We start from the raw sequence: 23,169 nt of genomic DNA on the forward strand, positions 1-23,169 counted from the left end.
CGCTTTAAGCTGAACAAAAACTTAGTGATAGTAATATCTTAGCTAATTTGCTAAAAGTATATAAAGTAGAAAGTGAGCGTTAATTCAGCAGAAATATTCGCGAATAGCGCACTATAAAATTTTTAGGGCTGTCATAGAATATTTTACTTTTATTTAGAATGTTATATGGAACCTCTAGATTTGATTTGAGAATAATAATGGAAAATGAATCATTGGTAGAAACTAGACAAAATTTGGCTAGGCTTCCCGATTCCTATGGCTTACATATTACGGATGCTCAGGAGCGATTTAGCTCTGCCTATGTGAAGTTGATGTGCGCAGCTGCGAAGATTAACTATAGTGAGCCCGCGTCTGATAATGAGAGTGTCGATATTGAACTCATTGGTAAAGGATTTCAAGGTCGTTGGAAAAGACCGCGGATTTTGGCGCAGCTTAAGTGTACGTCTAACTACAAATATATAGACATGGAAAAACAAGAACTGAGTTTTCCTCTACCTATAAAGAATTATAATGACCTAAGAGAAGTTGACGACCTCCCAAAGATTTTGATCGTAGTTTTTTGCCCTAAGGACAATCATGATTGGGTTCAGTATTCATCACTTCAGTCGAAAGTTAGGTTTTCAGGTTATTGGGTTAGCCTTGAAGGTAAGCCAGCAGTCAACAATAAAACTAGTGTGATAGTGAAAGTTCCTTTCACTCAGGCTTTTAACAATCTCACACTCATAGAATTGATGGAACAATATAGTGCTAGAGGGTTAATAATATGAGTCCAAAATTACCCTTAAATGACGTAACCAAGTACCTAGCTGGAAATGGCTGGCACAAATCATCTGAAATTAGAGACACCTTTCAGATTTGGCATAGTCGAGAGTTTCCTGAGTCAGAAGTAACGCTACCGTTGAGTGAAGATCACAAGCGTTATGATGCACTCTTATTGGATACAATAGAAGAGCTATCTGCATACCTGAAAGTATCCCATGAAGCTTTGATCAAACAAATATCACCACAGGACTTTGACGCCATAATGGTAAGAGCGATTGCTTATGATGTTCAAAATGGAGCAATTCCATTTGATGATGGTATAAAACTTCTATCTTCCTCTTATCAATTACTTAAACATTGTTCGAGAAAGATACAAAAATTTAAGAATAAGAACAAGCATTTGGGCAGTTATTACAACCATATTGGAATGGGACAAACTCAGATAGGTAGTTATGTTGTAGCTATCCATTCTCCTCTATACCGTGTAAATAGTGAGGAAGAGCCTACCTTGTTTGGTAGCAATTCATCCCTTGGTAGGATGATTAATAAGCTGTTTTATTCGAAATTAGCTAAGGTTTCTTCTGTCTTTGAGCGTGAATCAGATATTGAATCGATTACTCAGAAACTGCTTGAACTAGGTGTAGATAAAAAAGATTGTGATGCGCTATTAGATATATTTGGTTTAAAAACCCATAGAGATATTGAAATTAAAGTTAATTGGTCTTCAAAAGAGTCCATTGAAGAGAAATATCAGAGTCTAATATCGTTTTACTCTAAAGATGCTCAAAAAATAGTTGAATATCGAGAAGTTTTGAAAGCAAAGAAGACCGAAAAAAGCATTCAGCTTTCTGGTGAGGTTGCTGATTTACATAGAGGTTATGACGATGATTTAGGGCGAGCTAAACTTAGGGCTAAATATCTGAATAGGGAGGTTAGCGTTTCTTTCATCGTTAGCGAAGATCTTTACCCAGTAATAGCTCATGCTCATGTAGAAAAAAAAATAGTGACACTTACTGGCGATTTGGAAATAATCAAAGTGGACAATAGATTATCAGCTAATTTTAAGTCGCTTTCTGATTGTCAATTGTGCGAAAACCTAGAATTCAAGGAATTTGATAGGGTGCAGGAATCACCTGACAAAGCATCTAGAAGCGATTCATAACGCGCGGTATTTTTCTGTGGTCAATCTTAGTGTTTAAGAAGCAATACCGAGGTTTCGGTATTGCGTTACTTAAATTTTAACGAAGTATTTCCACTGTCAATCACTTGTACAGCAACAGTGATTTAATAATTTATTCAGCTCTTAAACCCTTGACGCGCTAAAGCACGACCTACAATGTAAGCCTGAAGCCCATGAGTATTTTTCACATCACTACACTTGCAAGCACATAGGGTATCAGGCACTGTGAATGTAATTAAATATTATAAATAAAACAGGAGTGAGGATGTCTCAGTTTGATAATGTAAGTGTGATCAAAAAAGCCAATGTGTATTTTGATGGTAAAGTTTCAAGCCGTACGGTGGTTTTTGCTGATGGTAGCACTAAAACATTAGGCTTTATGCAAGCGGGTGAATTTGAATTTGCGACCAGTAAAAAAGAGCTTATGGAACTCAATGGTGGGCAATGGAGTGTTCTACTGCCAGGCGAGAGCGAATGGCAAACTATGCAAGCAGGTGAATCATTTAACGTTGATGCCGACGCTACATTTCAAGTAAAAGTAACCGATTTTGCCGATTACTGTTGCTCATATACTTAATCTTCAATATTAATGATTAAGCCCAAAAGCCCACGTTGCGTGGGTTTTTGCATACTTAATGTGCAGTAATTAAGCTTAATCACAATGAATAACAAATAAATGTCATATTTGTGGTTTTCTGCCTTGTGTTAATCTAAATAGCCCCCAATACTAGTTATGAGGTAACATAAAAAAGGATACCCTATGAAAATTAATCTTTCTGGTCACCATGTTGACGTTACTGACTCTATTAGAGAGCACATCAACGAAAAATTTTCAAAAATTGCGAGTCATTTTCCATCTCTGATCGCACTAGATATAATTCTTTCAAAAGAGCACCATAAGCTTCAAGCTGAAATTAGCACAATTTATGAAGGCGCGCGTTTATCGGTTAAAGGTGAGAACGAAGTTCTTTACCCTGCTATTTCAAACGCAGCTAAAAAACTCGATGCGGCACTAAAACATCGAAAAGGGCAAATCAAAGCCAACTTACATGAAAAACCAGTGAGCACGACACCTGAAATTGCACACGAAATTATTCAAGAAATGGACCTACGTTAAATATTAAACGTAAGTACAGTTACAAAAAGAGCCTAAAGGCTCTTTTTTTATTTCTGCATTTTTTATCGCCACTTGTGCACCTTCCATTTTTAAATAAAACGCTGTAACTTATTTATTACTAATAATAAATATTAAGCATATCAATGCAATCAACCCGCACAAATTGGAAAGTTCGTTTAAGTGCTTTAGGCCCCGGTATTTTAATGGCCACGGCTGCTATTGGTGGCTCTCACCTTGTTGCATCAACCCAAGCTGGCGCTATTTTTGGCTGGCAGCTATTTTGGCTAATTGTTGTTGTAAATGTGCTTAAGTATCCATTTTTTCGTTTTGGTATTGAGTACACTCTAGCAACTAAAAAAAGCCTCGTTGAAGGGTATAAAAGTAAAGGCCCATGGTTTTTTTATAGTTTTATCGGCTTAAATATTATTGCTGCGGTGGTTAATACTGCTGGGGTTTTACTGTTAACTGCAAGCTTACTGCATTATGCGTTGCCTGTAAGTGTATCGGTAACATTATTATGTTGGTTAATTTTAGCTGTGTGCTTAGTTATATTATTACTTGGTCATTTTAAAGCATTAGATAACGCAGCTAAAGCGATTATGGCGCTGTTAACATTGGCAACGGTGAGTGCATTAGTTATCGCATTTAGTAATGGCGCTATGAACCATGGAATAGTAGCACCTGTTGATTATGTAGGGCCATCGCCTTATGAACTTGCCATGCTTGGTTTTATGGTTGCGTTAATGGGCTGGATGCCAGCACCGATTGAAATTTCAGCACTAAGCTCACTTTGGCTTAAAGAAAAGCAAAATCAACAAACGGTAACACGAACACAGGGCTTGTTTGATTTTAATGTAGGTTATTGGCTAACCGCTGGGCTTGCGCTGGTGTTTTTCTCATTGGGCGTATTAGTGCAATATGGTCAAAGCGCGAATATAGAGCTAGGTGGTGTGGCATTTGCAAAACAGCTTATTGATATGTACGCGCTTACTATCGGCGAATGGGCGCGTCCGCTTGTATCGGTTATTGCCTTTTTATGTATGTTTGGCACGACACTAACAGTGCTAGACGGCTACGCACGTACGTTGAACGAATCTCACAAGCTACTTGGCTTCAAGCAAAGCAAGCATAGCTTAAAAATATGGCTGATAATACAAGCTCTCGCTGGCATGGCGGTGATCTTATTTTTTAAATCAGCCCTCGGCCCCATGCTTACCTTTGCCATGACACTCGCGTTTATCACCACCCCGGTATTTGCGTGGCTAAACTTTAGTTTAGTGCGATCAGAGTCAAGTATTGAACACTCAATTTTAGTCAGAGCGCTGAGCTGGGTTGGCTTAATTTATTTGGTGAGCTTTGCAGTTGCCTTTGTGGTTTGGAAACTGTTTTAACCGTAATGCTAAAGCTTAAATTTCTAGGCGTGTGTGTTTAAAGTTGAGTGATTAACTTCATTTAATTATTAGCGAAGATAAAAACATTTAAATAGGGACAAAGGCAGTTGTTTTTTGTTCCTTCTTCGCTTATTTTAACCGACAATTTTTAGCCTAGTAATGAAGTGTTCGGTAATTTTTATTTTCGAATAGCAAAAGGATTTAAGTGAAAAAATTTATTTTAGTATTGGTGATCAGCCTTTTTATTTCTGGTTGTGAAACAACGGAGCCAGTTGATACAAGTCATTGTATTGAGATAGCGAATACAGCAGATAATAATGGGCAAAAATCTGCGGATGAATTATACCAAGAATGCCTTGACGAGCATTATAAAAAACAAAGAGCTAACATGAGCTTTTGGGAAAGTGCTGTGGAAGGCTTATTAATTTTTGTTGTAGAAGTAACAACATCTTAATGCCGCGTTATTTCTCTAAGTAAGAGGCTAAGTGACATTTCTCTTTCGAGGTTGTATACATTTAATTAAATGTATACTTGTAGAATAGGCATTTTTGAAAAGTACCGCCCCCTGTGTCAGATTACTTGAATGATTAAGAGTATCGGCTTTTTCAAGCTGACCTAATGCGCACTTATAAACAAGGTGATGTAAATACGAGTTGCAGGCAAGAGGGCGAGTAAGCGTGGTGGTTCAAGGGTTATCTATTAGCATTTAGATGAACAGCAGCGTTTTATCTACTGATCATTTACAGTGAAAATGAAATCACAGATTTAACAGCAGATCATATTGCTGAATTATAAGTTGTATGAAGCACATCTAAGTAAATTAGTGATTAGCACTTCCCTGACTTATTTAGTTAAAAGATAAAAAAGAAAAACGCAATCCTATTACTTCTTTGCTAATTTACGTGAGCAAGAAAAAATTAAACGATATGACTACAGCATCAATAATAGTGGTGTGTGAATTAAGTATTCGATCCCTCCGAATTTATGTATAGCATCATGTGATAGGAAGTTAGTAATTGATTATATTCTTTATTTTATTTAAATGATTGAAAAACAAACAGCTTCACATGTGTAGCAATTAGTAATATTATGCTTCATGGGATATTAGAATAGCTTAGTTATAGGCGGTGATTTAAATGGGTGCCACAAATAATAATACGGGGTCTGATAATCCTTTAGCGCAAGATCCTCAAAGAGAAACTAGTGGCAGTGATACCTATAGAAAGTATAACTACCAATATCATTGGGCTTTGTGTCGTGTTTTAGAGGCACATGAAAATGAAGATGAATACGCTTTGTTTGTTGAATGCCATGATGATGTTGTCATAACAGATTCCTTAAACGCAATGACAGCAAAATTTGAGTTTAATCAAGTCAAAGAAACTGTAACAAAACATACTTCAGGCAGTTTATTTTATAAATCAGGTAAAAATTCAGTATTAGCTAAGTTACTGCTAGATTCATGCACTAAATCCTTTGCCAATAGAATTAAAAATATTAACTTAGTTTCAACTGGTGGCTTTGATTTAAAGCTTAAGAAAGCCGATTTAAATCTAGATGTTATTAAAATTGGTCATATCGAAGAATCTGAGTTAGAACTCATTCATGAAAAACTAGCTAAAGAACTTCCTGACATCCCCCTGCCTGATAAGTTGGCCTTTATTATACCCGACTTACCACCTAAAGATTTCCGAAATGCAGTCAAAGGAAGAATTTTAACCTTGCTTGAAAAATTGGCTCCTAATGGTAATAATGACACTGTGTCTATATACAGGTGTTTGGTTGAGGATCTTGATCAGAAAGGAGAAGAAACATTCGATTATCTTGAGTGGGACAGAGCATTAAAGAAAAAAGCTATAACAAGCTCTCAGGTGCAAAGTATTATTGAACGCAATGTTAAACGGACAGTTGATAGTAGCTTAACTTCATTATTAGATGACGTTTTGAAAGAGTACGGATTCAAATCTCTACGAGTGCGAAATCTTAAACATGCATTTCAGCGATATTATAGTCGTCGGTTAGGTAGTAGAAATACTGTACTAATTAAATTTTCTGAATTTGTTAAAGAGTTTGAATCAGCGCATTTAAGTGAATTTGAGGAAATATCTAAACTTGAGATAGCTATTCGCCAAGCTGTTTCAGAAGAAATAAAAGCAGAGTTTACTGATGAAAATGAGTTGATTGTAGCGATACTTTATGAGCTATTGAGAGAATGATAAATGAGTATTGAGAACTATAAATTATTGATAAGAAATTTAAGGAAGAATGTTAATGAAGAGCTTGATATTCAAAAAGTTAATGATTCTGTCGGAGCAGGAACAAAAAGGAATTCAACTAACCTTCGACAAAAAGATAAACGTAATAGTAGGCACTGATAATAGTGTTGGTAAATCTTCCCTAGTAAAAAACTTGTTTTGGGCATTGGGTTGTAACCCGTATTTTGATGATGCTTGGAAAGGAGCAGAAAGTAAGACCGTTATAGAGTTTTCAGTTAACGAAATGGATTATATTTGTGCTCGTGATGATTCTAGAATCATGCTTGCCGAGCGAGGAAAACCTTTCAAGGTTTACAGCAAAATTACGGGCGACTATGCAGAAGCTTTTGCTTCAATAGTGGGATTTAATGCTCTTCTGCCTGCGAGGGACTCGAATGTCGCATCTATACCTCCAGTAGCTTTTTATTTCCTGCCATTTTATATCGATCAAAAAAGAGGGTGGATTGAAGCTTGGGATAGCTTTAGTGATTTAAGGCAATATGCCAGGTGGACTAATGACATAATCCCATACCACTGTGGTGCTTTTACTAAAGAATACTTTCAGTTTACAGATGAAATGTATGGGGTAGAGAGGAAAAAGGCTGATGTTAGCGATGAGGTGACAAGGATTGATACAGCAATTAGCGTTGTTGACGAGTTTATCCCGCAGATTACAACTACAGTTGATAAAGAAGAGTTAGCTGAAATTAAGGTTGAATTAGAAAAAGACTTAGTTGATCTACATTCATTCCAAGAAGTTGTTTTTGAAGAAGTCGCTAATTTAAAAGCCAATAGAAAACATCAAGAAATTCAACTCAGGATAGCTGAAACATCTTTTAAAGAATCTGAGTTAGATTATAACTTTGCATTGAAACGTTCTTCAGAAGTCGAACTAGAATGCCCTACCTGTGGAACTAACTATGATAATACTTTGGTGGACAGATTTTCATTATTGCAAGATCAAGAGCAATCTAAACAAGTTTGTTTTAGGATACAAAGTGAGATTGAATTATTAGACGCTGAATTATCAGAAAAACTTGAAGAGTTTAATAATATTAAGGGTAGGATAGACGAATTAAACAAAAAATATTATCGAGAAGAAAAAGAAACAAAATTTGACCTTTCTACTATCTTGGACTCAGTTGCTGCTCATTCAGTTCGTTATCGAGTAGAGTCTTCTCGACAGGAGAACATTGTTAAATTAACTGATTTAAGCCATAAAAAGAAAGAGCTTATGGCAGACAGGACTAAAGCAGTCAAAGAGCGTAAAAAAGAATCGTTTAATAAATTTAAAGAAATTTTCCCCGCTTTAGTTTCTAAACTTGGTGCGCACGGTGTGAAAACATCTGTAATAAAATCTCCTATGAGCCATAAAAAAGTAGCTATTAGTGGGGGGGCCGCTGAGGGTACTAGAGCTTTATTAGCTTATTATATATCAGTATATAACCTATCTTATTTATTCAGTGAAACTGCTTTAGCTCCTTTTGTTGTGGATACACCGAAACAGCAGGAGCAAGCTGAAATTCGTTATGAGGTAATTGTTGAGTCACTTCTTGAAAATATTCCAGAAGAAGGTCAGGTATTTTTATGTGGGATGGATGATCCAGCATTGGAGCCTATGTCTTCACAAGGTAAGACTTTCTACTTGAAAAACGAACGTTCATTGTTAAGAGAGGAAGAGTATAATTCCGTCAAGAAGCAGATTGGTGGTATATTTGAAAAGCCAATGGAAACCAAAGGGGGTAAGCCTTGACTTCATCAGTCATAATGTAGTGGTCAACTAATTTTGGCCACAGTTTTAGAATCTTGGGATCTAACCTCAGATTCATTTTTAGCTGTGGTTAATTCACCTTTTAACTCAACTCCCTTATCGCATTACTTATCCCATCTAAACTCAGTGGGTACATACGGTTATCCATCAACTGTTTTATAAAATCAATTGATTGATAGTAACGCCAGTGTTCAACGGGTTGCGGGTTGAGCCATGCGACTTTATCAAAGTGATCGGTGATACGGTTTAACCATGCACTGCCGGGTTCTTCGTTGTAGTGCTCAACTGAGCCGCCGGGGTAGGCTATTTCATACGGGCCCATAGTGGCATCCCCCACAAATATCACTTTATAGTCGCTGGTGAACTTGTTGATCAGCGTCATGGTGTCGATAACGTTTGAATGGCGGCGTTGGTTATCCTGCCAAACGTGTTCGTATAAGCAGTTATGAAAGTAGTAAAACTCTAAGTGTTTAAACTCGCTGTGGGCGGCGCTAAAGAGCTCTTCGCAGGTATGAATGTAATCATCCATTGAGCCGCCAATATCAAACAGCATTAATACTTTTACTGCATTATGACGCTCTGGTGCCATTTTTACATCAAGCATGCCGCCTTGCTTAGCTGTGGCGCGAATGGTCTCATTTAAATCAAGCGTATCACTCGCGCCTGTGCGAGCAAATTTACGTAGTTTTTTAAGGGCGAGTTTAATGGTGCGTGAGCCTATTTCACGGTCAGAGTCTAAATTACGGTATTCGCGTTTATCCCACACTTTTACAGCGCGGCGGTTACGGTTGCCGTCTTGGCCTATGCGCACGCCCTCAGGGTTGTAGCCATAGGCGCCAAAGGGCGATGTACCGCCTGTGCCCACCCACTTATTGCCACCAGCGTGGCGTTTTTGTTGTTCTTCTAGGCGCTCTTTGAGGGTTTTCATGAGTTCATCAAGACCACCCATCGTTTTGAGTTGCGCTTTTTCTTCATCCGTCAGGTGTTTTTCAAACTCTTTACGCAGCCAATCATTAGGTAAGTCATGCTGTTGCTTTAGACTTTCTAATAAATCGAGATCGGCAATACCAGTAAAATAATCGCTAAAGGCTTTATCAAAGCGATCAAAATGGGTTTCGTCTTTAACCATAATAGTGCGGGCTAAATAATAAAAACCGTCAATGTCGGCAAATACCGCGCCTTTTTTTAGCGCGTTGATTAAATCAAGTAGCTCACGCAAACTCACTGGTAAGCGGTATTCCCGTAGTTTGAAGAAAAACGCAATCAACATCTTAGCTGCGACTCATAAAAGCAAGTTTTTCAATTAAGCTAATATCTTGTTCATTTTTTAAAAGCGCACCAAACATTGGCATTAAGCCGCCTTTCTTGGTTTTATCGTGCAGAGTTTTAGCGTCAATGTCCTCTGCCATTAGAAGTTTTAGCCAATCGAGTAATTCGCTGGTCGAGGGTTTTTTCTTGATGCCATTAACGTCACGCAGGCCAAAAAATACTTCTAGTGCTTGGCGTACTAAATCTTGTTTAACATACGGGTGGTGTACATCAACAATTTGTTGCATTTCATCGCTCGATGGAAAATCAATGTAGTGGAAAAAACAACGACGTAAGAAGGCATCTGGTAGTTCTTTTTCGTTATTTGATGTGATGATCACAATAGGGCGTAGCTTAGCGACTACACGTTCACCGGTTTCATAAACATGAAACTCCATTTTATCGAGCTCTAATAATAAGTCGTTAGGGAACTCGATGTCGGCTTTATCTATTTCATCAATTAATAATACCGGGCGTTTGTTATGTTCTTCACCATAAGTAAATGCCTGCCACAATTTACCTTTAACAATGTAGTTACCAATATCATGAACGCGCTCATCGCCTAATTGACTGTCGCGTAGGCGCGATACCGCATCATACTCATACAGACCTTGCTGTGCTTTGGTGGTCGATTTTATATGCCATTGAATAAGCGTGGTATCTAAACTTTTAGCGAGTTCTTCAGCCAGCATGGTTTTACCTGTACCGGGTTCGCCTTTTATAAGTAGTGGCTTTTCAAGCAAAATAGCCGCATTAACAGCTTGTTTTAACGAATTACTTGCTATGTAGTTATCTGTAGAATGAAATTGCACGGTAATACCTATCTGGTCTGAGCAGTAATAATGTTAGCCATGATGCCATATCTAAGTGGTCTCGCCAAGATAAGCAAAGCGGGGGATGGTTTGGCCGTCTTTTTCTACGGTCTCTAAAAACATACTCAGTGGGCGTGCCCACATGCCAAACTCGCCGTAAAGGGCTTGATAAATAACAAGCTGCTCGTGCGTTTCGCTATGAGTGGCAACATAAAATACTTTGTATTTAGGGCCTTTGTAGTGTTGATATATGCCTGATTTGAGGGAATGTGGTTTTATTGCTGTAGTCATGTTTTGATCTCTTGTATAATTTGCGCTTGCACTTTTAATGCTAACTAATTTGCTACTATTATGAACTATATACCGTTAGATGATTACAAAAAAGCGTGGGTTTTTCGCCATAAAGATGCCCCTGTTAATGAGCAAGATCTTGCTTTAATAAAACCAATGAGCCATGAGCGCGCTGCGGTTTTATGGAGTACAATGGTGAGTCGCGAGCATGATCATCCCGATTTTTTTGAAAAAACAGATTGGTGTGGCAACGAAGAAAACTTTACGCAAACTATCCATTGGGAAGCTGCATGGGAAGAAGGCGCAGATCAACTCCCTCAAGACATTCTTGATCACTTAGGCTGGCAAGCAAATACCACGGTGTATTTTTGTATTGCCCGCGATAATATTATCGAAACCAGTTTTGATGTATTTAAGCGCAATTGGCAAAACTTTATGTTTTTAGCTGATGGTAGTTTGCTATTAGGCAAAAAGCGCGACGAGGTTGTTCAGTTTTTAGAAACGGGTGACGCTAAACTAGGCGCAAAGCCACAAGCGAAGTAAATAGCTTAAAATGCGGTCAGTACTGTGCTATAAAATAGTTAACTAAACGTTTTTGAGTATAAGTGTTGGCTGCAAGTGATCCCCATCAACAAGGTGATATTTGGCAATCAGATGCGCAGCGTGTGCTTTATGCACAGCTGTGTAACGCTTTTTATGCGCGAGAAATAAATCGGCTTACGCATGAGCTCAATGAATCGCGCTTACGAAAAACACTAAAAAGCCTGCCTTATTATGTTGAATGCGCAGCGACACATATCGTAAATGGCCAAGTGCCTTTTCAATTAGATCCACAAAATGGCTGCTGGCTTGAGAAACAAACAGCGCACCCGCCCGACGAAAAAAAGAATGGTACTTTTTATCAAACAGATAAAAAAACGGGTTTAATAGTGCCGTTATTGGTTAATAACGATAATCATACTCGTGTTGCAATAGACAGCATCGACCAAGTAAGCGACAATAAACTGCATTGTAATGAGCACGGTTGGTTTGATTGCGCAGGGCGCTCACTTGATGGGTTAGCTGTTGTGTTACTTAAGCCCAGCAAAGCCACAATGGCTGCTGCATGTTGTGGTCACCAATGGCATTTTGCTAAACGTTGTACACCGCGAACTCTATCACTGAGAGAAATGCTGCTTGCTGGCAATATCAATTGGCGTAATTTAAAACGCCCGTATGTTCACGTTAAAAAAATATAATACCAGTTGCCTCAATCGCATTAAATTTGTACTGGTAAAGATAATCAAGGAGTGTTTAATGCGACTATTTCAATTTACTTTGCTGTGTTTAGCACTGTTTGTGCAGTATCGTTTATGGTTTGGTCATAATGGCTTACAAGATTATAGTCGCTTAAAAAATGCGGTAATTTCTCACCAAGATACTAATGCCAAGCTTATTAAACGTAATAAAGTGCTCAAAGCTGATATTGAAGATTTAAAGCTTGGTCAAGAAGGGGTTGAAGAACGTGCCCGTAATGAACTTGGGATGATTAAACCCGCAGAGACATTTATTCGTGTTTTACCGAGCCAGCAATATAATGAAAAATAATCAAACAATCGCTGCCATTGTTCCAGCCGCAGGGGTGGGAAGTCGTATGCAGCATAGTATGCCAAAGCAATACATTATTTTGGCAGGGAAAACGATTTTAGAGCACACACTGACGAAATTAGCGCAGCTTACGCAGTTAAGTAAGATAGTCGTTGCGGTGAGTGATAATGACCCTTTTTATCAAAATATAGGGTTTATTGATGTCAAAATTATTAGGACTGTGGGCGGTAAAGAGCGCGCTGATTCAGTGCTCAATGGTTTATTGGCTTTGTCAGATAACCCCCCAGACTGGGTATTGGTGCATGATGCCGCAAGGCCACTCGTTGCTATTGATGACATTGAAAACCTCATCGCGCAATGTACGCATGCAAATGAAGGCGGGATTTTAGCCAGTAAAGTAAAAGACACCATTAAGCGCGGTAATACTCACAGTGAACAGACTGTTCCGCGCGATGATTTATGGCAAGCATTGACTCCTCAACTTTTTAAATATCACGAACTAAAAGCGGCATTAGAGGGCGCATTACAACAAGGTGTAACTATCACCGATGAAGCATCAGCTATTGAATGGGCCAATAAGCCTGTCAAACTTATCGCTGGACGAAGCGATAACATTAAAATTACCACGCCTGAAGATTTAGATTTAGCCCATTTTTTACTCCAAAAACAACACAGTGAGAAAGCATCATGATTAGAATTGGCCATGGCTTTGATGTCCATAAGTTTGGTGGCGAAGGCCCGTTAACAATTTGTGGTGAAAAGATAGAGTATCCACAGGGTTTTCTTGCTCATTCCGATGGTGATGTTGCGATCCACGCATTGTGCGATGCTATTTTAGGATCGTTGGCGATGGGCGATATCGGTAAGCACTTTCCGGATACAGCCAGTGAATATGAAAATATCGATAGCCGTATTTTACTGCGCCATGTTGTCGACTTAGCTAAGCAGCAAGGTTATGTACTTGGTAATGCAGACGTAACCATTGTTGCGCAAGCACCAAAAATGTTGCCGCATATTCAAGCTATGCGAACAAACTTAGCCACAGATTTAAACGCAGAGCTTAGTCAAGTAAACGTAAAAGCAACGACCACGGAAAAGCTAGGTTTTGAAGGGCGTAAAGAAGGTATATCGAGTCACGCCGTCGTGATCATGAGCAAAGAGTCGTTATGAGTGAATTAAATTATCTATATGGCGCGCCATTATCAAAAGCTGATTTTAAAACCACTGCTGAAGACTTTATGGTTGATGAAGACTTAGGTATAGAGTTTACGGGTAGCGGTGAGCATGTGTGTTTGCAAGTGGTTAAAAAAGGCGAAAACACCCAATATGTTGCCAAATTGCTTGCTCAAAAAGCCGGTATTTCACCGCGCGATGTAAGTTACGCAGGTATGAAAGATCGCCATGGTGTTTGTAGTCAATGGTTTAGCGTGCCAGTGCCTATTAAAAAAGACATTGATTTTACAGAGCTCAATAGTGAATCACTGTTTATTATTTCTCAGCAACGCCATAACCGTAAACTTCGCACTGGTTGTCACAAAGGTAACAAATTTACTATAACCTTGCGTAATGTGACTCAGCCGCTTGATATTCTTTGTCGAATAAATGCAGTACGTGCTGGTGTGCCCAATTACTTCGGTGAACAACGTTTTGGTCACGACGGTCATAACCTAGTGATGGCTAAAAAAATGTTTGCCGGTGAGCGTATCCGTGACAAAAAACTGCGTGGTTTAATAATCTCTGCAGCGCGCTCGTATGTGTTTAATCAAATAGTGAACCTGCGAGTCGCTGAACATGGTTTGGCTAAAACCATGCACCGCGAAGTATTTATGCTCAGTGGTAGCAATGCTTTTTTTGAAGATGCAATCAGTGATGAAAACATAGCAAGGCTCGCCTCAGGCGATATTATGATGTCAGCGCCTCTGGTAGGCACTAGCGAAAAAGGCCTTACTGAACAAGAAAAAATATGGCTAGAACCATATAAAGAATGGTGCGAAGGGCTAGGTGAATTAGGGCTTAAAAACGAACGCAGAATGCTGCGTTTGATACCACAAGATTTAGCGGTTGAAACGGTTGATGAAACCACCATTAAATTGAGCTTTGGTTTACCAAAAGGGACTTTTGCAACGGCATTATTACGTGAGCTGGTGGATTACACAGACGCCAGTCCACGCGTACATAAAGAGAAGGACGCTTCCAATGAAAATTCTGCTAAGTAATGATGATGGCGTAAATGCTAAAGGGATTGCGGTGCTTTATCATGCGCTGTCACAAATTGCCGATGTGACACTTGTTGCGCCTGACCGTAATTGCAGTGGAGCAAGTAACTCATTAACGTTGATGAACCCATTACGTGCAACAGCACTAGAAAATGGGTTTATTTCTGTCAATGGAACTCCTACCGACTGTGTGCATTTAGGGGTTAATGAACTACTTGATGAAAAACCTGATTTGGTTGTTGCAGGTATAAACCATGGTGCTAATTTAGGCGACGATACCTTGTATTCAGGCACTGTTGCGGCGGCAACTGAAGGGCGTCATTTAGGTTTGCCTGCGGTGGCAGTCTCATTATGCTCTAAAGAGGGCAATCATTTTGAAACGGCAGCGGCAGTTACGGTCAGTATAATTAAAGAGCTTGCATCGCACCCCCTTCCTAAAGATCAGATCATTAATATTAATGTGCCCGATATTCCATTAAGTGAACTAAAAGGTGTGCAGGTAACGCGCTTAGGCGCACGCCACAAAGCTGAAACTATGACCAAGCAACAAGACCCTTGGGGACGCGATATCTATTGGTATGGTGTGTTAGGGGCCGAAAGTGATGCTGGAGTTGGCACCGACTTTTTTGCTATCAATAATGGTTACGCATCAGTCACACCTTTAAGTGTAGATATGACCGCAAAAGATAGTTTAGCAGCGGTAGGTGATTGGCTCAAAACAATGGAGATCAACGGTGCTAGCTAATTATACACGCAGTGCACATGGGCTCGCTGAGTTATTACAGCGCGAAGGTGTTGAAGATAAAGACGTATTGGCTGCTATTGCAGATGTTCCACGTCACGTATTTATTGACGATGTACTCAAGCATAAAGCCTATCAAAATACAGCATTGCCTATAGGTCAGGGGCAAACAATTTCACAGCCTTATATCGTTGCACGTATGACAGAATTGCTGCGTTTAGCCGGTGTGCGTGATAAAGTTCTTGAAATAGGTACGGGTTCTGGTTATCAAACAGCAATACTGGCTAAAACCTTTACTAAGGTATTTTCAGTAGAACGTATAAAAGCGCTGCAATGGCAAGCCAAGCGTCGCTTACAGAACCTTGATTTATATAACGTTACCATGAAACATGGTGATGGTTGGCAAGGATGGGAGTCGCAAGCACCTTTTGCAGGGATAATTGTGACTGCGGCAGCGTCACACGTGCCACAAGCACTATTGGATCAACTTGCTGATGGCGGTGTGATGATTGCCCCTATTGGTAATGAAGATCAGCAACTAGTGATGGTTGTGCGTGAAGGCGAAAAATTTACTCAACATGTAATTGCGCCAGTGAGGTTTGTACCTCTTATACCTGGCGATATTGAATAGGAAGCTACTTTGAAATTGTTTACTAAGTTATACGATATGGCATTAGTGTGGGCAAAACATCGCCACGCAGAGCGTTATTTAGCAGGGATGAGTTTTGCTGAATCAGTTATTTTTCCTATACCGCCTGATGTAATGCTTGCGCCTATGTCGCTTGCTCAACCAAGCAAAGCGTGGCGTTTTGCTACACTGACTACTATAGCTTCAGTTATTGGTGGGGTATTTGGCTATTTACTTGGTTTTTGGTTATTTGAGCCTGTTGTTGAACCGCTTATTGCGCAAATGGGATGGCAAGATAAATTTAACGTTGCTTTAGAGTGGTTTAAAAATTACGGAGTTTGGGTTGTATTTTTAGCTGGGTTTTCTCCTATCCCCTATAAAGTGTTTACTATTGGCGCTGGTTTATTGCATATGGCGTTTTTGCCATTTTTATTGGCGTCTGCGGTAGGTCGTGGCGCACGCTTCTTTTTAGTTTCTGCTTTAATGAAATGGGGTGGAGTTAAAATGGAGCAGAAATTACGTCAATATGTTGAAGTACTTGGCTGGGGACTCGTGGTTTTAGTTGCGATAGCGTACATTTTACTACGCTAAGCATTAAAAAATCACTTTTTGGTAATTAAGGGCAAAACACTATGAATAAACGACAAATTCTCTATGTTACTTTATTTACAAGTGTTTTGCTCAGTGCTTGCTCATCCCGCCAAGCGCCAGCCCCTGTAAGCAGTTTAAATACAAATGTAAAACCTTATACAAGCAAGGTTAATATCACAGGTGATCGCTATACAGTCGAAAAAGGCGATACATTATATTCAATCGCGTTTAGTGCCAAACAAGATTTTAGAACCCTAGCGAAAAACAACCGTATTCCAGCCCCTTACATTATTCAACCGGGGCAAATAATAACGTTTAAAAAACCATCAGTAAAAAAGAAAAAGCAGAAAAAATATACGAGATCGAGTAAAAAGTCTACAAAAGAAACACAAAAAAATAACAAAAAATTAAAGAAAGAGCTTGATCAGCCAAAACAACGAGAGTATGTTCAAAAACAGACTAGTAAAAAAGTTAGCAATTCCAATAGCATGTACGATAAAAGGGTACATTGGTCTTGGCCAGCTAAAGGAAAAGTAACTCAGCGTTTTTCTACTAAGGAAAATGGTTTTAAAGGGTTACAAATTGCTAATAAAAAAGGTTCGCCTGTTTTAGCCGCAGCCAAAGGAACGGTTGTTTATGCGGGGAATGCGCTAAGAGGTTACGGTAATTTAATCATATTGAAACACAATGATGATTATCTAAGTGCTTATGCACATAATTCAAAACTGCTAGTTAAAGAAAAACAGGATGTGAAAGCAGGACAGAAAATTGCAGAAGTCGGTAACTCTGACTCAGAAGTAACGGCTCTACGTTTTGAGATTCGTTTTCGGGGTCAAGCAGTCAACCCTGCAAAGTACCTGCCTTAGCTATCGGGAATATATATAAGTGGTCAATAAATCACTTATTTGCTTGAGGGTACGCTCATGGGTAACACAGCAAAAGTAGAAAAATCAAAAGACGTAATTGATGATAAATTCGATGATGTAGCGGTTGAAGAACCAAATAAAGCATTATTGGAAGAAGTTGATAGCGAAGATGAAATATTTGCTAAAGAGGAAGTAACTAAAAACTTAGATGCAACCCAACTATATTTAGGCGAGATAGGTTTTTCACCTTTACTGAGTGCTGAAGAAGAAGTGTTTTTTGCCCGTAAAGCGTTAAAAGGCTGCGAAGCTTCTCGTAAACGTATGATCGAAAGTAATCTACGTTTAGTTGTTAAAATTGCCCGCCGTTATAATAATCGTGGTCTTGCGTTACTTGACCTTATTGAGGAAGGTAATTTAGGTTTAATCCGCGCGGTAGAGAAATTTGATCCTGAACGTGGATTTAGATTTTCAACTTACGCAACGTGGTGGATCCGTCAAACGATTGAACGCGCTATTATGAATCAAACTCGTACCATCCGTTTGCCTATCCATGTTGTTAAAGAACTTAATGTATATTTACGCACCGCACGTGAATTAACGCAAAAGCTAGATCATGAGCCAACAGCGGAAGAAATCGCTGAGTGCTTAGATAGACCTGTTGAAGACGTAACAAAAATGCTGCGTTTAAATGAAAAAATCACCTCAGTAGACACCCCGATTGGTGGTGAGAATGATACTGCTTTACTGGATATTATTGCTGATGAGAAAGGCTTTGGTCCAGAAGGCGAAGTACAGAATAACGATATTAATAAGCATATTGTAGATTGGCTTGGTGAGTTAAACCCCAAGCAACGCGAAGTACTTGCTCGTCGTTTCGGCCTGTTAGGTTATGAACCATCAACCCTTGAAGATGTAGGTCGTGAGATTGGTTTAACTCGTGAGCGTGTAAGACAAATTCAAGTTGAAGCGCTGCGCCGTTTAAAAGATATTTTACAGCATGAAGGTTTAAGTACAGATAGTTTATTTGACCAATTCAATTAATCTGCTTTATTACATACGTAAATAGAATTAAAAAAGCTGAAGGGTGTCACTCTTCAGCTTTTTTTGCTTTCAGAATATTAAAGCAGTGCTTTTAGCTTATAAAGTAAGTCTTGGGCTTGGCGTGGGCTTAGGTTATCTAAATCGATTTCAGCCAGCTGAGTTTCTACCTCACTCGGCTCGCTTTCAAATAACGATGCCTGCTGAACATTAAGATCAGCGGTAACGGGTTGATGATTCTCAAGCATCTTTAGCTTTTGTTTAGCTTGCTTAATCACAGCTTTCGGTACGCCAGCTAATGCAGCAACTTGTAAGCCAAAGCTTTTGCTGGCAGCGCCATCAAGCACGGTATGCATAAACGCGATAGTATCATTGTGCTCAATCGCATCTAAGTGAACATTTACGAGCCCAACTTGTTGCTCAGCTAATTCGGTTAACTCAAAGTAATGTGTTGCAAATAAGGTTTTGGCTGATATTTTTGATGCTAAATGATCAGCCGTTGCATACGCTAAAGATAAGCCATCGTAGGTACTTGTGCCTCGTCCAATCTCGTCCATTAAGACCAATGATTGCGCTGTTGCATTATTTAAAATAGTCGCCGTTTCGGTCATTTCGACCATAAACGTTGAGCGTCCTGATGCAAGGTCATCGCTGGCACCAATACGTGTGAAAATACGATCAATATGACCAATATGTGCGCTGTCAGCGGGGACGAAACTACCAATGTGCGCCATTAAAACAATGAGTGCAGTTTGGCGCATGTAAGTTGATTTACCACCCATGTTTGGCCCTGTAATGATCAACATTTTACGTTGTGCATTGAGTTCAACAGGGTTGGCTATAAACGGGTCTTTCATAACTTGCTCTACGACAGGGTGGCGGCCTTGCTTGATACTTATATCGTCATTGTCGCATAGTACGGGTTTGGCGTAGTTAAGTGTAACAGCACGCTCTGCGAGGTTATTTAGCACGTCTAAATCAGCTAATGCGGCGGCCATCATTTGCAGCTGTTCTATGTGGGGAGCTATAAATTCAAATAACTGTTCATAAAGTTGTTTTTCAAGTGCGAGCGCTTTTGATTGGCTACCTAGCACTTTGTCTTCGTGCTCTTTAAGCTCTGGAATGATGTAACGTTCATTATTTTTAAGTGTTTGGCGACGAATATAATCAGCAGGTACTAGGTGGGCGTTGGCGCGGCTCACTTCGATAAAGAAACCATGAACACGGTTATAGCCTATTTTAAGAGTGCTGATCCCTGTGCGTTCACGCTCACGCAGTTCCAGTTGTTCAAGTACATCGGTTGCGCCTTGGCTTAACGCGCGCCACTCGTCTAACTCACTATTATAACCGGGGGCAATAACGCCACCATCACGAATAAGTACCGGTGGATTATCAATCACGGCTTGCTCAAGCAAATGTTGTAAATCTGGTAACTCAGGTGACTGCATGATGATTTGAGTGATGCGCGGGTCGCTGGCATCCGTTAATAACTCATGCAGTGGTACAAGGGCTTGTAGAGCGCTGCGTAGGCGCGTTAAATCGCGTGGGCGGGCAGTACATAAAGCAAGGCGCGCAATAACACGTTCAATGTCACCTATTTGCTTTAAAGAATCATGCAGCTCACAGTAGAGCTGGGCATCGATAATGGCACTAATCGCATTAAGACGTGCATTCAGTTCAAGCTTAGAACGAATAGGTGTATGAATACGACGTTTTAATAACCGTGAGCCCATGGCTGTCGCGGTTTTATCGAGTACTTGCGCTAGGGTATTTTCAAAGCCACCGGATAGGTTAACAGTTAGCTCTAAGTTTTTGCGTGTGGCAGCATCTAAAATAACAGCGTGTTCATTATGCTCAAGAGTAATGGCGCGAATATGCGGTAAAGTAATACGCTGAGTATCTTTTACATATTGCATTAAGCAGCCGGCAGCAACTAATGCCGCTTTGGCTTTATCAACTCCAAAGCCAACTAAATCCTTAGTGCCGAACTGATCGCATAATAAGTGTTGTGCAGTATCTAAATCGAATTCCCATTCAGGACGACGACGCACACCTTTAACATGCTCAATTAAATGAAAGTTAGCAAAGTCTTCACTATAAAGTAGTTCTGCAGGCGCCAAACGTTGCAAGGTTGAACTAAATGCTTCGTCGGTATTTACTTCAACAATGTTAAACACACCAGAGTTAATATCTAAATAAGCAACACCGTATACACCTTTTTTGCTTTGCCAAACACTGGCGAGCAAATTATCTTGGCGTTCTTGTAATAGCGCTTCGTCCGAAATAGTGCCGGGTGTAACTATTCGCACAACTTTTCGTTCTACAGGCCCTTTGCTAGTGGCTGGATCGCCTACTTGTTCACAAATAGCGACCGATTCGCCCATCTGCACTAATCGCGCAAGGTAGTTCTCAACAGCGTGGTAAGGTACACCGGCCATAGGTATAGGATCACCGCCAGCTTTACCGCGATGAGTTTGCGAAATATCAAGCAGTTGAGCCGCACGTTTGGCGTCATCAAAGAACAGCTCATAAAAATCACCCATCCGATAAAACATTAGAATATCGCGATGCTCAGATTTTATTTTTAGATACTGCTGCATCATCGGAGTTTGTTGACTTATAGTGTGTGGTGCATAAAGATCAAACGACATGTATTTACCCAAAGGCTGAATATGGAATTACATCAAGAGATTAAAACACTTGCTGCGCAATTAGGTGCTATTTTAACGGATAAATGCTTATGGATCACTACCGCTGAATCATGTACTGGTGGCGGAGTGAGTTATGCGCTTACAGATACCCCCGGAAGCTCTGCGTATATTGACCGTGCATTCGTAACTTACAGCAATAAAGCAAAGCAAGATTTACTGGGGGTTAATGCACAAACATTAACACACTATGGTGCAGTGAGTGAGCAGACTGTTTTGCAAATGGCAGAAGGTGCAAGTAAAGCTGCACATGCAGATATATCAGTCGCTATATCAGGAGTCGCAGGCCCAGGTGGCGGCACTAATGACAAACCGGTCGGTTTAGTATGGTTTTGTATTAAAATTGGCAATAAAGTGTATTCTAGCCAACAAATATTTGCGGGCGGCAGAGCCGAAGTTAGGTCGCAAGCTATTGTTTATGCATTGAAAAGTGTTATTGAAAAGATAAATTTATAAAATAAGCTTGATACTGTGATTTCATACAGTATACTTGTCTGCATTAGCCGGATTTGGAGAGTAAAATGAACGATAACAAACAAAAAGCATTGGACGCTGCTTTATCTCAAATTGAGCGTCAATTTGGTAAAGGCTCAATTATGAAATTGGGTGATAACAAGGCATTAGACATTGAAGCAATATCAACAGGCTCACTAGGCATTGATATCGCGTTAGGCATAGGTGGTTTACCTATGGGGCGTATTGTTGAAATATACGGTCCTGAGTCATCAGGTAAAACAACGCTGACACTACAAGTTATCGCAGAAGCTCAAAAAGAAGGTAAAACATGTGCCTTTGTTGATGCTGAGCATGCTCTTGATCCAATTTACGCACAGAAACTAGGCGTTAATATTGATGAGTTATTAGTTTCACAACCAGATACCGGTGAGCAAGCACTTGAAATTTGCGACATGCTTGTACGCTCAAGTGCTGTCGATGTAGTCGTTGTCGATTCTGTTGCTGCACTTACACCAAAAGCTGAGATTGAAGGTGACATGGGTGACTCACACATGGGTCTTCAAGCACGTTTAATGTCACAAGCATTACGTAAGCTAACGGGTAATATCAAACGCTCAAACACGTTATGTATCTTTATAAACCAAATTCGTATGAAAATTGGTGTTATGTTTGGCAACCCTGAAACAACAACAGGTGGTAATGCACTTAAGTTTTACGCATCTGTTCGTTTAGATATTCGTCGTATTGGCTCTGTTAAAGAGGGCGATGAAGTCGTTGGTAACGAAACCCGTGTTAAAGTGGTGAAAAATAAAGTTGCACCGCCATTTAAACAGGCTGAGTTTATTATTATGTACGGCCAAGGTATCTCTAAACACGGCGAGCTTATTGATTTAGGCGTTAAACATAAATTGGTTGAAAAAGCCGGTGCATGGTACAGCTACAATGGCAGTAAAGTTGGCCAAGGTAAATCTAACTCAATTAAGTTTTTGAAAGAGAATCCTGAGATTTCAGATGAGATTGAAGGTAAGTTGCGTGATTTATTGCTATTAAAAGCAACCATTAAGCCTGACGATGAAGATGCTCTTTTAGCTGATGATGCAGAGCTTTAAACAGACTCAATAAGCTCGACTTGACCCGCGCTTAATATTAAAAAACCGCTAAATATAATTATTTAGCGGTTTTTTATTTTTACTTTTTGAGTAATGAGCTAGGGCGTGTTGACCTTTCGTGATTGATTTTGCAGCAGTATGTTTGGTATTTAGGCAAGGCAGAGCCTATGTCGTGTGGTTGTTCCCCATAAATAGGCGATAACGCAGTATAAATGCCAAACATGCGCTGCCCAAAGGGTTCTTCCTAGGGGCGATTGACTCTTTGTTGCTCGGTTTTTACTTAGCCCACTAGGTTACAAACCTCGCGCCGCGATTAAATCGCCCCTAGGTTGAACAAATTT

25 protein-coding genes are annotated in these 23,169 nt (G+C 39.8%); 21 read left to right on the plus strand and 4 right to left on the minus strand.

Features of this window, described 5'->3' with window-relative positions:
• Nucleotides 1–197: 197 nt before the first annotated feature.
• From A7967_RS00410 to A7967_RS00445, 8 genes are all read left to right on the plus strand, one after another.
• The gene (locus A7967_RS00410) at nucleotides 198–767 is read left to right on the plus strand and encodes a DUF4365 domain-containing protein (protein ID WP_157756395.1); all 570 of its coding nucleotides are present in this window, start codon (nucleotides 198–200) and stop codon (nucleotides 765–767) included.
• Complete coding sequence (locus tag A7967_RS00415; RefSeq protein ID WP_064435235.1) at nucleotides 764–1,924, plus strand: hypothetical protein; 1,161 nt, start codon at nucleotides 764–766, stop codon at nucleotides 1,922–1,924. Before A7967_RS00410 ends, A7967_RS00415 begins: the two co-directional genes overlap by 4 nt.
• Nucleotides 1,925–2,207: 283 nt before the next feature.
• Nucleotides 2,208–2,519 carry a pyrimidine/purine nucleoside phosphorylase gene (gene ppnP, locus A7967_RS00420; protein WP_064435236.1) on the plus strand — a complete coding sequence of 104 codons (312 nt, stop codon included), beginning with the start codon at nucleotides 2,208–2,210 and terminating at the stop codon, nucleotides 2,517–2,519.
• 183 nt (nucleotides 2,520–2,702) lie between these two features.
• A complete protein-coding gene (gene hpf / locus A7967_RS00425) occupies nucleotides 2,703–3,059 on the plus strand; it encodes a ribosome hibernation-promoting factor, HPF/YfiA family (protein ID WP_054204298.1) in 357 nt (118 codons plus the stop codon).
• A gap of 143 nt (nucleotides 3,060–3,202) precedes the next feature.
• Entirely contained in the window at nucleotides 3,203–4,450 is a 1,248-nt protein-coding gene (locus A7967_RS00430; protein WP_064435237.1) for an NRAMP family divalent metal transporter, read from the plus strand.
• A 205-nt stretch (nucleotides 4,451–4,655) separates the two neighbouring features.
• The gene (locus A7967_RS00435; protein WP_054204296.1) at nucleotides 4,656–4,904 is read left to right on the plus strand and encodes a hypothetical protein; all 249 of its coding nucleotides are present in this window, start codon (nucleotides 4,656–4,658) and stop codon (nucleotides 4,902–4,904) included.
• Between the two features lie 682 nt (nucleotides 4,905–5,586).
• Entirely contained in the window at nucleotides 5,587–6,666 is a 1,080-nt protein-coding gene (locus A7967_RS00440) for a DUF4297 domain-containing protein (protein WP_064435238.1), read from the plus strand.
• A gap of 55 nt (nucleotides 6,667–6,721) precedes the next feature.
• Nucleotides 6,722–8,458: a hypothetical protein gene (locus A7967_RS00445; RefSeq protein WP_064435239.1), complete on the plus strand. Its 1,737-nt coding sequence runs from the start codon at nucleotides 6,722–6,724 to the stop codon at nucleotides 8,456–8,458.
• A gap of 100 nt (nucleotides 8,459–8,558) precedes the next feature.
• Here A7967_RS00445 and A7967_RS00450 read toward each other — a convergent pair whose 3' ends face one another.
• Genes A7967_RS00450 through A7967_RS00460 form a run of 3 tightly spaced genes read right to left on the minus strand, consistent with a single transcriptional unit; the run spans nucleotide 8,559 to nucleotide 10,887 of the window.
• Complete coding sequence (locus A7967_RS00450; RefSeq protein WP_054204295.1) at nucleotides 8,559–9,746, minus strand: vWA domain-containing protein; 1,188 nt, start codon at nucleotides 9,744–9,746, stop codon at nucleotides 8,559–8,561.
• Between the two features lies 1 nt (nucleotide 9,747).
• Nucleotides 9,748–10,596 carry an AAA family ATPase gene (locus A7967_RS00455; RefSeq protein ID WP_064435240.1) on the minus strand — a complete coding sequence of 283 codons (849 nt, stop codon included), beginning with the start codon at nucleotides 10,594–10,596 and terminating at the stop codon, nucleotides 9,748–9,750.
• 51 nt (nucleotides 10,597–10,647) lie between these two features.
• Nucleotides 10,648–10,887 carry a DUF1653 domain-containing protein gene (locus A7967_RS00460; protein WP_064435241.1) on the minus strand — a complete coding sequence of 80 codons (240 nt, stop codon included), beginning with the start codon at nucleotides 10,885–10,887 and terminating at the stop codon, nucleotides 10,648–10,650.
• Between the two features lie 60 nt (nucleotides 10,888–10,947).
• On the opposite strand from A7967_RS00460, the gene A7967_RS00465 reads away from it, so the two are divergent.
• From A7967_RS00465 to rpoS, 11 genes are all read left to right on the plus strand, one after another.
• Nucleotides 10,948–11,430, plus strand: coding sequence for a DUF2947 domain-containing protein (locus tag A7967_RS00465; protein ID WP_054204292.1), 483 nt, complete (start codon nucleotides 10,948–10,950; stop codon nucleotides 11,428–11,430).
• Between the two features lie 65 nt (nucleotides 11,431–11,495).
• The gene (locus A7967_RS00470) at nucleotides 11,496–12,125 is read left to right on the plus strand and encodes a hypothetical protein (RefSeq protein WP_211841981.1); all 630 of its coding nucleotides are present in this window, start codon (nucleotides 11,496–11,498) and stop codon (nucleotides 12,123–12,125) included.
• A gap of 58 nt (nucleotides 12,126–12,183) precedes the next feature.
• The gene (gene ftsB / locus A7967_RS00475; RefSeq protein ID WP_054204290.1) at nucleotides 12,184–12,474 is read left to right on the plus strand and encodes a cell division protein FtsB; all 291 of its coding nucleotides are present in this window, start codon (nucleotides 12,184–12,186) and stop codon (nucleotides 12,472–12,474) included.
• The gene (gene ispD, locus A7967_RS00480) at nucleotides 12,464–13,165 is read left to right on the plus strand and encodes a 2-C-methyl-D-erythritol 4-phosphate cytidylyltransferase (RefSeq protein ID WP_064435242.1); all 702 of its coding nucleotides are present in this window, start codon (nucleotides 12,464–12,466) and stop codon (nucleotides 13,163–13,165) included. Before ftsB ends, ispD begins: the two co-directional genes overlap by 11 nt.
• Complete coding sequence (gene ispF / locus A7967_RS00485; protein ID WP_064435243.1) at nucleotides 13,162–13,644, plus strand: 2-C-methyl-D-erythritol 2,4-cyclodiphosphate synthase; 483 nt, start codon at nucleotides 13,162–13,164, stop codon at nucleotides 13,642–13,644. Before ispD ends, ispF begins: the two co-directional genes overlap by 4 nt.
• Nucleotides 13,641–14,690, plus strand: a complete 1,050-nt coding sequence (truD, locus tag A7967_RS00490) for a tRNA pseudouridine(13) synthase TruD (protein WP_054204287.1) — start codon at nucleotides 13,641–13,643, stop codon at nucleotides 14,688–14,690. The genes ispF and truD overlap by 4 nt, the downstream gene beginning before the upstream one ends.
• The gene (surE, locus tag A7967_RS00495) at nucleotides 14,671–15,435 is read left to right on the plus strand and encodes a 5'/3'-nucleotidase SurE (RefSeq protein WP_054204286.1); all 765 of its coding nucleotides are present in this window, start codon (nucleotides 14,671–14,673) and stop codon (nucleotides 15,433–15,435) included. The genes truD and surE overlap by 20 nt, the downstream gene beginning before the upstream one ends.
• A complete protein-coding gene (locus tag A7967_RS00500) occupies nucleotides 15,425–16,063 on the plus strand; it encodes a protein-L-isoaspartate(D-aspartate) O-methyltransferase (protein WP_054204285.1) in 639 nt (212 codons plus the stop codon). The genes surE and A7967_RS00500 overlap by 11 nt, the downstream gene beginning before the upstream one ends.
• A 9-nt stretch (nucleotides 16,064–16,072) precedes the next feature.
• A complete protein-coding gene (locus tag A7967_RS00505; protein WP_054204284.1) occupies nucleotides 16,073–16,651 on the plus strand; it encodes a YqaA family protein in 579 nt (192 codons plus the stop codon).
• 41 nt (nucleotides 16,652–16,692) lie between these two features.
• Nucleotides 16,693–17,517, plus strand: a complete 825-nt coding sequence (locus A7967_RS00510; RefSeq protein WP_064435244.1) for a peptidoglycan DD-metalloendopeptidase family protein — start codon at nucleotides 16,693–16,695, stop codon at nucleotides 17,515–17,517.
• Nucleotides 17,518–17,574: 57 nt separating this feature from the next.
• The gene (gene rpoS, locus A7967_RS00515) at nucleotides 17,575–18,558 is read left to right on the plus strand and encodes an RNA polymerase sigma factor RpoS (protein ID WP_054204282.1); all 984 of its coding nucleotides are present in this window, start codon (nucleotides 17,575–17,577) and stop codon (nucleotides 18,556–18,558) included.
• A gap of 77 nt (nucleotides 18,559–18,635) precedes the next feature.
• On the opposite strand, the gene mutS is transcribed toward rpoS, so the two are convergent.
• Nucleotides 18,636–21,206, minus strand: coding sequence for a DNA mismatch repair protein MutS (gene mutS / locus A7967_RS00520; RefSeq protein WP_064435245.1), 2,571 nt, complete (start codon nucleotides 21,204–21,206; stop codon nucleotides 18,636–18,638).
• A 21-nt stretch (nucleotides 21,207–21,227) separates the two neighbouring features.
• Here mutS and A7967_RS00525 point away from each other — a divergent pair, with 21 nt between their 5' ends.
• Complete coding sequence (locus A7967_RS00525; protein WP_064435246.1) at nucleotides 21,228–21,719, plus strand: CinA family protein; 492 nt, start codon at nucleotides 21,228–21,230, stop codon at nucleotides 21,717–21,719.
• Nucleotides 21,720–21,784: 65 nt separating this feature from the next.
• Nucleotides 21,785–22,828: a recombinase RecA gene (gene recA, locus A7967_RS00530; RefSeq protein WP_054204279.1), complete on the plus strand. Its 1,044-nt coding sequence runs from the start codon at nucleotides 21,785–21,787 to the stop codon at nucleotides 22,826–22,828.
• Nucleotides 22,829–23,169 lie beyond the last annotated feature (341 nt).

This window comes from Pseudoalteromonas neustonica (assembly GCF_001653135.1).
GTDB lineage: Bacteria > Pseudomonadota > Gammaproteobacteria > Enterobacterales > Alteromonadaceae > Pseudoalteromonas > Pseudoalteromonas neustonica.

Excerpts from the sequence above, each read along its gene's own strand:
- A7967_RS00410 (WP_157756395.1), top strand. The coding sequence starts at position 198 with ATGGAAAATGAATCATTGGTAGAAACTAGACAAAATTTGGCTAGGCTT.
- hpf (WP_054204298.1), top strand. The coding sequence starts at position 2,703 with ATGAAAATTAATCTTTCTGGTCACCATGTTGACGTTACTGACTCTATT.
- ftsB (WP_054204290.1), top strand. The coding sequence starts at position 12,184 with ATGCGACTATTTCAATTTACTTTGCTGTGTTTAGCACTGTTTGTGCAG.
- A7967_RS00440 (WP_064435238.1), top strand. The coding sequence starts at position 5,587 with ATGGGTGCCACAAATAATAATACGGGGTCTGATAATCCTTTAGCGCAA.
- mutS (WP_064435245.1), bottom strand. The coding sequence starts at position 21,206 with ATGTCGTTTGATCTTTATGCACCACACACTATAAGTCAACAAACTCCG.
- ppnP (WP_064435236.1), top strand. The coding sequence starts at position 2,208 with ATGTCTCAGTTTGATAATGTAAGTGTGATCAAAAAAGCCAATGTGTAT.
- rpoS (WP_054204282.1), top strand. The coding sequence starts at position 17,575 with ATGGGTAACACAGCAAAAGTAGAAAAATCAAAAGACGTAATTGATGAT.
- ispF (WP_064435243.1), top strand. The coding sequence starts at position 13,162 with ATGATTAGAATTGGCCATGGCTTTGATGTCCATAAGTTTGGTGGCGAA.
- A7967_RS00465 (WP_054204292.1), top strand. The coding sequence starts at position 10,948 with ATGAACTATATACCGTTAGATGATTACAAAAAAGCGTGGGTTTTTCGC.
- A7967_RS00510 (WP_064435244.1), top strand. The coding sequence starts at position 16,693 with ATGAATAAACGACAAATTCTCTATGTTACTTTATTTACAAGTGTTTTG.
- recA (WP_054204279.1), top strand. The coding sequence starts at position 21,785 with ATGAACGATAACAAACAAAAAGCATTGGACGCTGCTTTATCTCAAATT.
- A7967_RS00525 (WP_064435246.1), top strand. The coding sequence starts at position 21,228 with ATGGAATTACATCAAGAGATTAAAACACTTGCTGCGCAATTAGGTGCT.
- surE (WP_054204286.1), top strand. The coding sequence starts at position 14,671 with ATGAAAATTCTGCTAAGTAATGATGATGGCGTAAATGCTAAAGGGATT.
- A7967_RS00460 (WP_064435241.1), bottom strand. The coding sequence starts at position 10,887 with ATGACTACAGCAATAAAACCACATTCCCTCAAATCAGGCATATATCAA.
- A7967_RS00415 (WP_064435235.1), top strand. The coding sequence starts at position 764 with ATGAGTCCAAAATTACCCTTAAATGACGTAACCAAGTACCTAGCTGGA.
- truD (WP_054204287.1), top strand. The coding sequence starts at position 13,641 with ATGAGTGAATTAAATTATCTATATGGCGCGCCATTATCAAAAGCTGAT.
- A7967_RS00445 (WP_064435239.1), top strand. The coding sequence starts at position 6,722 with ATGAAGAGCTTGATATTCAAAAAGTTAATGATTCTGTCGGAGCAGGAA.
- A7967_RS00430 (WP_064435237.1), top strand. The coding sequence starts at position 3,203 with ATGCAATCAACCCGCACAAATTGGAAAGTTCGTTTAAGTGCTTTAGGC.
- ispD (WP_064435242.1), top strand. The coding sequence starts at position 12,464 with ATGAAAAATAATCAAACAATCGCTGCCATTGTTCCAGCCGCAGGGGTG.
- A7967_RS00450 (WP_054204295.1), bottom strand. The coding sequence starts at position 9,746 with ATGTTGATTGCGTTTTTCTTCAAACTACGGGAATACCGCTTACCAGTG.